The 11,175-nt window shown below is 35.4% G+C and carries 10 protein-coding genes and 1 pseudogene; 3 read left to right on the top strand and 8 right to left on the bottom strand.

The genetic code is table 11. The annotated features are described in order from the left end of the window. On the top strand, nucleotides 1–342 hold a 342-nt coding region (locus QVB70_RS03370; RefSeq protein WP_287583385.1), incomplete at its 5' end, for a zinc ribbon domain-containing protein. Nucleotides 343–351: 9 nt separating this feature from the next. Here QVB70_RS03370 and QVB70_RS03365 read toward each other — a convergent pair. The 4 genes from QVB70_RS03365 to QVB70_RS03350 form a co-directional block, all read right to left on the bottom strand. Continuing rightward, the gene (locus tag QVB70_RS03365; RefSeq protein ID WP_287583382.1) at nucleotides 352–768 is read right to left on the bottom strand and encodes a cyclic nucleotide-binding/CBS domain-containing protein; all 417 of its coding nucleotides are present in this window, start codon (nucleotides 766–768) and stop codon (nucleotides 352–354) included. Nucleotides 769–861: 93 nt separating this feature from the next. Then, complete coding sequence (locus tag QVB70_RS03360; RefSeq protein ID WP_287583380.1) at nucleotides 862–2,073, bottom strand: nitrate/nitrite transporter; 1,212 nt, start codon at nucleotides 2,071–2,073, stop codon at nucleotides 862–864. A 120-nt stretch (nucleotides 2,074–2,193) separates the two neighbouring features. Further along, nucleotides 2,194–2,991 (bottom strand): class I SAM-dependent methyltransferase, encoded by a 798-nt coding sequence (locus tag QVB70_RS03355; RefSeq protein WP_287583378.1) that lies wholly within the window; start codon nucleotides 2,989–2,991, stop codon nucleotides 2,194–2,196. A gap of 90 nt (nucleotides 2,992–3,081) precedes the next feature. Beyond that, entirely contained in the window at nucleotides 3,082–3,867 is a 786-nt protein-coding gene (locus QVB70_RS03350; protein WP_287583376.1) for a citryl-CoA lyase, read from the bottom strand. A gap of 168 nt (nucleotides 3,868–4,035) precedes the next feature. Between QVB70_RS03350 and QVB70_RS03345 the strand changes: the two genes are divergently transcribed. Beyond that, a complete protein-coding gene (locus QVB70_RS03345; RefSeq protein WP_287583374.1) occupies nucleotides 4,036–4,758 on the top strand; it encodes a ribbon-helix-helix domain-containing protein in 723 nt (240 codons plus the stop codon). 57 nt (nucleotides 4,759–4,815) lie between these two features. Here the strand turns inward: QVB70_RS03345 and QVB70_RS03340 are convergent, their stop codons facing one another. From QVB70_RS03340 to QVB70_RS03325, 4 genes and pseudogenes are all read right to left on the bottom strand, one after another. Further along, nucleotides 4,816–6,303 (bottom strand): FGGY family carbohydrate kinase, encoded by a 1,488-nt coding sequence (locus QVB70_RS03340; protein ID WP_287583372.1) that lies wholly within the window; start codon nucleotides 6,301–6,303, stop codon nucleotides 4,816–4,818. A 291-nt stretch (nucleotides 6,304–6,594) separates the two neighbouring features. Then, nucleotides 6,595–7,551, bottom strand: a complete 957-nt coding sequence (locus QVB70_RS03335) for a carbamate kinase (RefSeq protein ID WP_342766540.1) — start codon at nucleotides 7,549–7,551, stop codon at nucleotides 6,595–6,597. Between the two features lie 32 nt (nucleotides 7,552–7,583). Beyond that, nucleotides 7,584–8,917, bottom strand: a pseudogene (locus tag QVB70_RS03330) (cyclic 2,3-diphosphoglycerate synthase). A gap of 113 nt (nucleotides 8,918–9,030) precedes the next feature. Beyond that, nucleotides 9,031–9,303, bottom strand: a complete 273-nt coding sequence (locus QVB70_RS03325; RefSeq protein WP_287583366.1) for a hypothetical protein — start codon at nucleotides 9,301–9,303, stop codon at nucleotides 9,031–9,033. A 393-nt stretch (nucleotides 9,304–9,696) separates the two neighbouring features. On the opposite strand from QVB70_RS03325, the gene QVB70_RS03320 reads away from it, so the two are divergent. Beyond that, nucleotides 9,697–11,019 (top strand): homing endonuclease associated repeat-containing protein, encoded by a 1,323-nt coding sequence (locus tag QVB70_RS03320; protein ID WP_287583364.1) that lies wholly within the window; start codon nucleotides 9,697–9,699, stop codon nucleotides 11,017–11,019. Nucleotides 11,020–11,175 lie beyond the last annotated feature (156 nt).

Below are 11,175 nucleotides of genomic sequence, written 5' to 3'. Positions count from 1 at the left end.
GGTGGAATCATTCGCATGCTTGAAATAAAGGTGCATACACCGGTGGAAATTGACCGTTTCTTCCCCTCCACAAAGACTTGTTCGCGTTGCGGTCATCAGCGCCCCATGAGTTTAGCTGAACGCACCTATGTATGTTATCATTGCGGTCTGATAATAGATCGCGATGTTAACAGCAGTCGTGTGCTAGAACACGAAGGACATAGAATACTAGGTAGGGGACCTACCGAAGTTACGCCTGCGGAGACTAATACCTCTACCTTAACGTTGGAATATCTGAACCAGATAGCCTACGTTAAGGCAAGTATGGTCGCAGAAACAGGAAGCCTCACTGCTTTAGCGTGAGGTAGTTCACTATTTGCCGCTGAGTAATTTTAGTTTTCGTTTTACTTTTTCAAATTCTTTGGCATGCCATTCGGTTAATTCTTGCTCAGCTATAATGCCCACAAGTTTTCCATCCTCAATCACGGGTAATCGTTCGATTCCATGACGAGCCATTATTTCTCCAGCTTCATCAACAGAAGCATTTGGGCCTATTATAACAAGCGGTTGAGACATCACTTCCCTTACTTTCGTTATATTTGGATCTTTGTTCTGAGCAATTATTTGACGAACTAAATCACCTTCTGTCACGATACCTATTGGTTCACTATTCTCGAGAATAATTACAGAACCTACACTTTTGTTAAGCATTAAATCTGCAACTTCTTTAATAGATGCATCACTAGAGATATATATTACATCTTTGATCATAAGACTCCTTACACTCATATAGATCACCTTATCCATAAAGGACCAGACTTTCAAGAATTCTATTGTTTTCTTTTATTATCTAAAGAGACTATTAATATACTATTTTAGTATTTAATTTCTTTTTCCATTTTCATTTGATTCTTTCAAAGCTAAAGCTAATAGAACAGTAATCTCACCCATAATTGCGAGTAAAAGAAGTGCAACAAAAAAGGATCCTGTGAGATCTCTTGTATATCCGACCATAACTGGCAAAATAAACGAACCTAAATTTCCAAGCGACGAAATAATAGCGGCCGCGCTAGCAACATATGGAGATAACTTAGGATGATCTACAGGGATCATAAAGGCTATTGTCATGATTCCCATTAAAAAAAAGCCTGCTAAGAAAGGAGCGACCCATATAGATATTGAAAAATCCAGTCCAATGAGAAAGATTGCTGGTCCACTAAGAAGTCCTAAAATCAGCATAATCCTTTTTCTTGGAAATCTATCGGCTAATGTTCCACTAACTGGACTTGTTATGAGAAATCCTAGAGCTAATAAAGAAGCGATTATTCCCGCAGTAATAAGGGGAAAACCCTTTGATTCCAAGATTGAAGGCAGCCATAGGCTTAATGAATCAAAGCATCCCATGCAAATAAATATAAGTCCGCTTAGAATCCACGTCTCTTTTTGTTTTAGTATCATAAAGAAATTATCTCTGAAAGGTAAAGATGAATTTTTTTCTTCTTTCTGAGATCTTATTGACGAATTTGGGTATTCTTTTACCAATGCCCACCAAACAATTGTTAAGACGATTTCAAAAATCCCATAAGCACGAAATACTTCACGCCATCCACCAAATAGTGATAGGAGAAATGGTGTAAGAGCTAAACCTATCATATTACCGAAAGCGAAACCCGCAACATATATTCCTGTTGCATTTCCTATTTTTTCTTTTGGAAACCAATTTGAAACCATATGAGGCATAGCAGGAATAACAACTGATACACCAACCCCCAAGAATAACTGATAGATTAATAATTCAATAAATGATCCACTAAAACTTCTAAGAAATCCAAAAATCCCCATGATAAAGAGTCCAATCCCTAAAGATTTTTTAAATCCGATATGATCACAACAAATGCCCCATGGTATTCGAATGACAGTAATTGCAATAATTGAAATCGAAAAAATAAGACTAGCTTGTGTAAAATTTAATGACATTTCAGAGATAATACTTGAAACTAAAGGTCCATAAGAAAACATCAGCAGATGTACGCTAAATGTAACAAGAAATGCTAAAGATAGTATGACATTTCGATAGCCGGATGAATCGCTCAAGAAATCACCTAATTTCTTTAATAAATTCCAATGATAGATAGCAATCGGACTGCCTGCATCTTTTTTAACTTATATAATTTTCTGAACTTTCTTGAAAATATAAGAATTAAAGACAACTACTTATTTAGTATTGGCTCTCTCTCCATGAACAAAAATTAATCCTCGCTGCCCAACATCTCGTCCTTGATCAAAATCATCAGCAAATGAACACGATACATTCCAACCAGCTTTTGAGAAGAATGATGATACATCAATTTTGTTAAGACCCCACTTGAAATGTTTAGCAAATGGACCAAAATTAAGTTCTGCAAGGATAGGAACACAGATATCTGCGAATATTTGACTCTTTTCGGTACACATCTGTGCAATTTCTTTTAGCAAACAGACCACAACTTTCTGTTCCAAATAGTAAACAAGGCCTTCTAAAACCCAGAATGTAGGAATTTCAGAAGAAAATTCACTTGTTATAAGTTTGGATGCCCAGTCTTGTTTCGAAATATCAGCAGATATTCGTATAAGACTACAAAGAGGTTGTTCATCTTCTAAGATCTTCTCTTTGTATTGATTCATGATCGGAAAATCAATCTCAAAGATAGTATGCAAGCCTTTTTGGAGAGGCTTATATCTATACGCCCGTGTATCTAAACCTGCTCCTAAAAGAACTATTTGCGATTTGGCTTGTGTATTACACCAAGATCTGAGTAAGTTTTCCTCGATGTAATACGCTCGTACAATTGCATAATCGTTTTGTGAAAAATGTCTATGTTTATCAAAGTAAGCAGTCATATCACCTGCTAAACGTTCTGCAAATGGATCAACAATAAGAGGAGAATCACATTTAGATTCTTGAGCCCGATAATAGGCAATAAGACGAGCAGTAAATGATATTACATTATTTTCAGCGTCAATATTTCGCAATTGCTTATCCTTCGTATCAATGAGTTTCTTTTTCTTCGTGAAAATGCTTTCCTATAAGAAAATATTAAATCAGCATCATATCATTATTCATTATTTTTTAGGCAAATCTCTTTCCTCAGGACCTTCATAAGAGATTTCTTTAAGTGGGATTGATTTATATGGTCTTTCTTTCGTAATTTGTTCAAAATAATGAGCCGCGAGACCTGGAATTCTAGACATAATGAAAAATGCAGTGGCTAATCTCCAATCAATGCCTATATCAGAAATTATAGCTGCTATTGATCCATCAACGTTCAGAATCAATTTTTTACCTACTTGTCGTTCGAGTTCTACTTCAATTGCTTCAGCAAGTGCCACATGATCTTTAGCTACGCCTAATTCCTTTGCGAACTGCAATAACTTCTTAGTGCGAGGATCCTCTTTATGATAAGCATGTCCATATCCAATAATTCTCTTCTTGTCATTGCGATGCTCTTGGACTATTTGCTGTGCTACCTTTTCTATATTCAATTGTGGATCATGATCTAATTTTGTTATTCCTTCTTGTAGCATTTGAGCACATGGCTCAATAGAAGCTGCATGATATTTACCAAATGTTAGTATACCTGCAGCGATTGCTGCTTGTATTGTAGTTCCTGATGCGGCAACAAAACGTAATACATCAGTTGATGGTGATGCTAGCGAATGATCTACACATGATGTTAGCATTGCGTCCATTATACGTCCTTCTCCTTCAGTAGGTAACTTACCTGCGAAAAGAAGGTACACTGTTTCTGCAAAAGAATACCTGCCAATTAAATCCTCGATCCGATAACCTCTGATTAAAATCTTACTAGGTTCTACTTTTGATATTGATGTACGCCAAAACGTAGACATTGTATTACCCCCGTTTATGAAAACCTCAGTGAAATCTTTTTATTAATTTTAAACCGCTTTAATATTAGTGCGATATGATTTGAATGAAATTAATTTTTTATAGTTGTGTACAGTAGATTACTTAATCAAATTATTGGAAACGTACCCAATACATAGGATGAATGATGTATGGCGAAAAAAGTAAAGGTCAAAGTAAAACTTCCGAAAAACTTGGTTGGCTTCATGGACGAATTAGTTGATAGAGGTTATTACGCCTCTCGTTCTGAGATGTTCCGCGTAGCAATAATTGATATGATTATCGAAAAATTCGATATGGACATTGATGACTTAGAGCCAGATATTTTATATGAGTTTGAAGAGGAAGAAGAGGAAGAAGAAGAGGAAGAAGAGGAAGAAGAAGAAGAGGAAGAAGAGGAAGAAGAGGAAGAAGAGGAAGAAAAAAAGAAAGAAAAGAAAAAGAAGAAGAAGAAAAAGAAAAAAGATGATGAGGAAGAAGAAGAAGAAGAGGAAGAAGAGGAAGAAAAAGAGGAAGAAGAAGAAGAGGAAGAAGTTATAATCGCAGCCCCAACTTCACTTCTAGTAAAAGAAGAAGAAGAGGAAGAAGAGGAAGAAAAAGAAGAAGAAGAGACAGAAGTAACAGAAAAAGAGGAAGAGACAGAGGTAACAGAAGTAAGGCGAAATATGGAAGAAGAAGAGGCGAGATGGAGAAGAAGAAGAGCAGAAGAGGCAAGAAGAAGAGCAGAAGAGGCAAGAAGAAGAAGAGAAGAAGAAGCTGCAAAAAAGGTTAAGGAAGAAATAACAGAAAAAGTAGAAACTGATACCGAAGAAGAATCATCATTAACTGAGTCAGTTGAATTTAAAGAAAAGATAGATGAAGCTTTGGTAGAATAAGAAAAACTGAGACGCAAAAAAGTCTTTTAAGACCTCTTGAGAGGTTCTATTCTTTTTTTATGTGGCATGATACACCTTTTTGAGTGTTTGCCATTGTCCATAATATCGCTGTTTTTTATCTTTGTAGAGATCCGCTAGGTTTGGATCTGGATCAACTTTTTCCTGATAACGTATTAATTTTTCTAAATCTTGCGGAGATTTATACAGTTTTAATTGAAGAAGGGCAGGCATTAGAGCACCAATATTTGGTGTTTTTTCTTGAACAATACGTATTGGCTTTTCGTATATAGAGGCTCTAAGTTTATTCCAGAATGGCCATTTGGTTGATTTAGCTAGTATCTTTACTTCAGAGATAGGTTCAAAGAGTTCTTCAAAGATTTTAATGTATATGGATTCCGTAAGTGTCATACCAGCGATTAGACCTCTTATAAGATTGCCTCGTGCTTGTTGAGATTCTGAATCAGCTGGCCACATATTTAGAAACGCAGCACCCATTTGCGGATCATCAAAAGGACTTCGATCACCTTGAGGAAAGAATAAGCATTCATTTTCCGGTGAATCATATTTTTCGGCTAAAGGAATAGCTTCTTCTAAAGGTAATCCAATAATTTGTTCTATAAACCAACGAAAGAAAGTACCTGCAGCACCTGTAGCTGATCCTGCTAGATATCCTTTAATTGGATGACGATGATAGTATATGGCGGGATGTATTGGTAAATCCTCTTTTTCTTCGACAACGATTTTTGGAACGGTTGTGCTTCCAACATTAATTCCTGTATCATTGGGATGCAATAAACCCATTGTTAAAGATCCTGCAGTCCCGTCAGTCATACCCTGACAGATTGTCGCATTTGAAATACCCAATTTTTCTGCAAGTTCACTTTCTGCAACACCCATGGGAGTTCCTGGAGCGACAATTTGTGGCAGTAAAAAGTCAGAAGCAATTTTTGCCTCTTCAAATATTGAGTGAATCCATTCAGGGCGGGATTTTGTAATATCTGCACCTAACTTCAAACTATTTGTCCAATCTGTTTGAATATTATCTGTCCATGTCTTGTTCTTTTTCATTAAAAGTGTATATAGAAGCCATGTTGTTGATGGTATTATCCAATAAACGTTTTGAAATACTTGGGGATTTTCCTGTTTCAATTCCATGATCTTTGGAAGGGGAGAAGTGGTTGAGATTTTACTTCCACCATTTATGAGTTCCTTTATAGATTCACTTTCATACAATCTAGCTACTGTTTCCTTTTTCGCTTTTTCGAAATACATAAGTGGCGGGAAGAGTGGTTCACCATATTTATCAACAAAAATTACTGAACCTGAGGTTCCATCAACGGTAAGAATTTTCTTTTCAGAGGGAACGTTCTTCAGTAATTCAGTTGGGAAAATGCTAATTAGAGAAGTAAGCCAATTATTTGTTGTTTGTTCTTTAATCTCTGTTTCCTTAGCAGCTATAATATTTCCATCTAGATCATAAACTGCAACTCGTAAACCAGAAGTACCTAGTTCTATACCTATCAAATGTACATCTGTATCATCCAAAACAATTCCACCTCAAAAATAATGATTGATATAAAATTAAGCAATTTAGTGTGATTTAAAGAAATAAAATGTAAAGTGTTACTTGTTTATTCAACTCCGTATTTGAAGTTGCTAAGCTAAGTTTTTTTAAATTTATCCCTCAAAACATGGACTTTTACCTATTTAATTAATTTGAAGAATGATATAACTGAAGGATTATTTCTATTTCTGTATTTCTAATGCAAAAATTACTCGAAGCGATTATTTTAATTAAAAAAGGCAATAATCAGTTCAATTCAAACAGAAACGAATTCAAATCGTGATGTTAGTCCCTGTTTCTCCTTTAATTGCTTCGCCTATTTTTTCAACAGAAGTAATAATTACTTGTTTACCTCCTGTTAATAAATAACGAATTGCTGCCGTGACTTTTGGTGCCATTGAACCAGGCAAGAAATGACCCTCTGCTAAATACTTCTCTGCCTCTTTAACATTCATAGAATCTAACCATTGTTGATTCGATTTTCCAAAGTTTAATGCAACTTTTTCTACATTGGTCGCAATAAGAAAAAGATCGGCTTTCATTTTTTGTGCTAGTAGACCTGAAGCTAGATCTTTGTCAATTACTGCGTGATCGACACCTCGTAAGAGTCCAGTTTCCTTATCCCTTGTGACAGGAATTCCTCCACCCCCAACGCAAATCGTTATCACTCCTTCTTTGTCTTCGAAAAGTTTTGTAATAATATCTATTTCAACAATTTCTATAGGTTCAGGTGAGGCAACAACACGTCTCCAAGTTCCCTTCGCATCCTCTTTCATTATCCATTTCTCTCGTTCCATTAACTTTTGAGCTGTTTCTTTATCATAGCGACTACCAATTGGCTTAGAGGGATTCTCAAAAGCAGGATCGTTTTCATTTACTACAACTTGTGTTAAAACTGTAACTATCTTTTTGTGTGGACAAGAGCATGTGATCATACAACTGTTTAATGTTTGTTGAAGAATATAACCAATCAAACCTTGGCTTTCAGCTCCACATACATCAAGAGGAAGTGGATACACTTCAGGACTTGATAATTCGACACGACGCAGAATATGACCGATTTGTGGTCCGTTACCATGAGTTAAAGCAATGTTCCAACCCTCAGTAATCATTCCTACTATGTGAGTACAAGTTCTTTTTGCTACTTCAAATTGCTCCTCAACTGTCCCTTTCTGGCCTTCTTCAATTAACGCATTTCCTCCTATAGCTAGAACTGCTTTTTTCAAAATTATCCCCTCTACATAAGGGAAAACATATAAAGTTAGCGTAAGTCCATTTTGATTATAAATCCGGATAGAATTTCTCTAAGTGTTGGTCCTCTGATCTCTTCCAGTTCGTATCTAACGCGAGTCATGGGTTTTTTACAACTGATAAGCCTTGTTAAATCAATTGGTGTGCCAATCACAACAGCATCACATTCTGCATTACATATAGTTTCTTCTAATTCCTGAATTTGGTGCTCTCCATATCCCATCGCAGGCAAAATTTGATCAAGATGTGTGTATTTTTTATACACTTCTTTAATTGAACCAACGGCAAACGGACGTGGATCTATGATTTCAGCGTTGAGGTTTTTCGCTGCTATCGCTCCGGCTCCGTATGACATTTGACCATGAGTTAGTGTTGGCCCATCTTCTATCACTAAAACTCGTTTTCCTTGAATCAAAGAAGGTTGATCAACGGTAATAGGGGAAGCTGCTTCTATTACTTTAGCCGATGGATTAACACGTTTTATATTCTCTTTGATTATCTTAACTCCATCTTTCGGGGCAGTATTAACCTTATTTATGATAATAACATCCGCCATCCGAAAATTAGTTTCTCCTGGATAATAACTCAATTCATGACCAGGTCTGTGAGCATCAGCAACGCAAATACTAAGATCTGAGTGGTAAAAAGAAAAATCATTGTTTCCTCCATCCCATACAATCAGATCACCAGATTTTTCAGCCTCTTCGAGGATACATTGATAATCTACTCCTGCAAAAACCGTAAATCCGTTCGCAATATGTGGTTCATATTCCTCTCTTTCTTCTATCGTTGTCTCATATTTATCCAAATCTTCGAAAGTTTCGAATTTTTGGCATTTTTCTTTTATTAAATTGCCATATGGCATGGGATGTCGAATAATACTAACTTTTATATTAAAATCTCTAAGAATCTTTGTTACCCGTCTAGTACAAGGAGATTTGCCAGCGCCTGTTCTTACTGCTACTATAGAAATGACTGGCTTACTTGACTTCAACATGGTCGTCTTTGGTCCCATTAGGCGAAAATCAGCGCCTCCAGCTAAGACTAGACTTGCTTTGTGCATAACATCTTCAAACGCGAGATCAGAATATGCAAGTATAACTTGATCTATATTATATTCTTTAATAAGTTCTATTAGCCGTTCTTCAGAATATATTGGAATGCCTTGAGGATACAGATGCCCTGCAAGTTCAGGAGGATACCTTCTTTCTTCAATACCAGGTATTTGTGCTGCAGTAAATGCAAAGACCTTATAGACTTCATTATCTTTGAAATAGGCGTTAAAATTGTGGAATTCGTGGGTTATTAAAACTAATAAAACCTATCACGTCCAGCTGCGCCCATAATCAATATCTTTATCTTTTTCAAAGACTCATGCACCTCCAAATTAAGGTTATCAATCCTCCGCAAGAAGAAACCTCAACATCTTGGGAGGTCTTCTAGCATTAACAGATAAATCAGTCTTCTGCTATTGTTACCAACTGTTTATCTTTTATTATTTCAACTCGTCTCTTTGTTTTTGTTATTTGGCTCACATGAATGATTCCTTCGATTTCTAATCGCATTAGTTCCTTGTTTATCCGATCTAATGATGAATTCTTATCAGCTCTTTGAACTAAAGTTACTAGATCCGTATCTAATATAACGCCCTGTCTCTTAGAAACTGCATTTAGGATTAGATTTCGTAACGGAATTGCGTTCCACATGTTTTTTGTTGATATCTTTTTCACCCCAGAACAGCTAACGTAGACGAAAAAATTCTGCTTTTCTGTTAATTAAATAGAATTTAACTATCTATATTTCTGTAAATACATCCAATATTAATTCCTTAAAAAGTATAGCGAATTTCTAACTGAGGAGTATTACTATTTTAAGTTATAATCAGTTATCTTATAAGTTTAGTGTTTTTGAACTTCATTATTGTTTCCTATTCCTTTTTTTATAATCAATTCACAAGAAGACTCCGTCAACTTAATGGGAAGATGAACTGAAGTATAGTGTTTCACTTTCACACAGGTCTCCCTACACTTAAATTACGTAACACATTACTTAAGCGTGGAGTATGCCGAATTGTTTGGCTTGGTATGGGGAACCTAAACAAAATGCGCTACCGATGAATAGAAATGACTAAAAAACTTTCTGATGAATATATTAAGCAACAAGCAGAAGAACTTAAGAAACACATAGAAAAAACAGGAAAAGTTCCAACAGCAAGAGAACTTGGAAAACTTGGATTCTCAAGAAAAGGTTTAGTACGCTATTATGGTAGCTATAATAAATTAATCGAAAAACTTGGATTCCAACCAAATAAAAGATCATATACAAAGAAAGATTTACTGCAATTCTTAAGGAATTACAAAGAAAGAACAGGAAACATACCTTTAACTTTAGTATTTCATTCAAACAAAGATTATCCTTCTCCAACAATATATAGAAGGGAATTTGGATCGTGGAATGCCGCCTTAAGAGAAGCGGGGCTTGAAACAAACCTTGAATATCATGTTAGCGATGAATTAATTGAACAATATATCAATGATAGGAAAGATCTTTTGACAGATAGTACTATCCGATGTTATTATGCCACACTTTCAGATCTCTATGCATTCTTAAGATCAAAGGCTAAAAGTTGGGATGATTTAGACACAATTATTATCGCCGAGTATTTTTTTTATTTAAAGAAGAATGGTAGTTACTCTAAAAGAAATAATAGAGCTCGACCGAATCGTGCGCAAGCCCTGAAGTCTCGAGCAATTCATATATCCGCATTTTTAACGTGGATTGAAAAATGGTGTAAGAGAAAAAAGATAGATCCATATATAATAGATCCTAGTGAGATTGAAGAGATTAAAGCCTTATTAAAACGTCCCAATATAGTTCCAAAAACAGAAGAATCAACAAGACGCGCTTTGTCAGAAGAACAGCTAGAAATTATTCGACAGTCAATTGATGTATCAATTGACAGAAATATTTTTGACCTAGGATTAAATCTAGGTCTTAGAGTAAACGAATACGAAAAAATCACTTTGGACATGATCGATGGCTTTGAAACTGATCATTTTATTGTTGTTACTGGAAAACGGAACAAAAGAAGGAATGTAGTTGTTACTGAGAATATAAAAACTATGATTAGAAAACAATTACTGCTGAGAAAATTGTACCGAGTAGAACATAATTATTTCTTCTTTGATGTCGGAAAGAAAGGAGCCATAAGATTAACAAAAAAAAGAGTTAATGAAATTTATCAAAGGTTATCAGAATCAACAGGAATATTCTTCCGACAGCATGAACTACGCTATACTATGGCGGTACTGTTTCAAAATAAGGGTGTCCGACAGCATATTATTAGTCAAAGGTTGGGTCATAAAGGTAGTTCAACACAGCGATATTCCAGAATGACACCCCTAGAACGCTATAAAATTCTTCAAAAAAAGGTAGGTTCTATTTAACATACTTTTTTAGAATTATTTCGAGTATTACTCTTTTGTTTGAATGGAATCTGATCAATTTCTTCACTTATCACATGCCATCATGCAGTAATTCTTTTTTTAGGATTTAATTCAATACTGAGATAGTTGTATAAGATAAGAATTCATTGCAAAATT

The sequence above is a fragment of the Candidatus Borrarchaeum sp. genome, assembly GCF_019058535.1.
Lineage (GTDB): Archaea > Asgardarchaeota > Sifarchaeia > Borrarchaeales > Borrarchaeaceae > Borrarchaeum > Borrarchaeum weybense.
The sequence above is the reverse complement of the archived record's forward strand: the minus strand, read 5'-3'. Positions and strand labels throughout refer to the sequence as shown.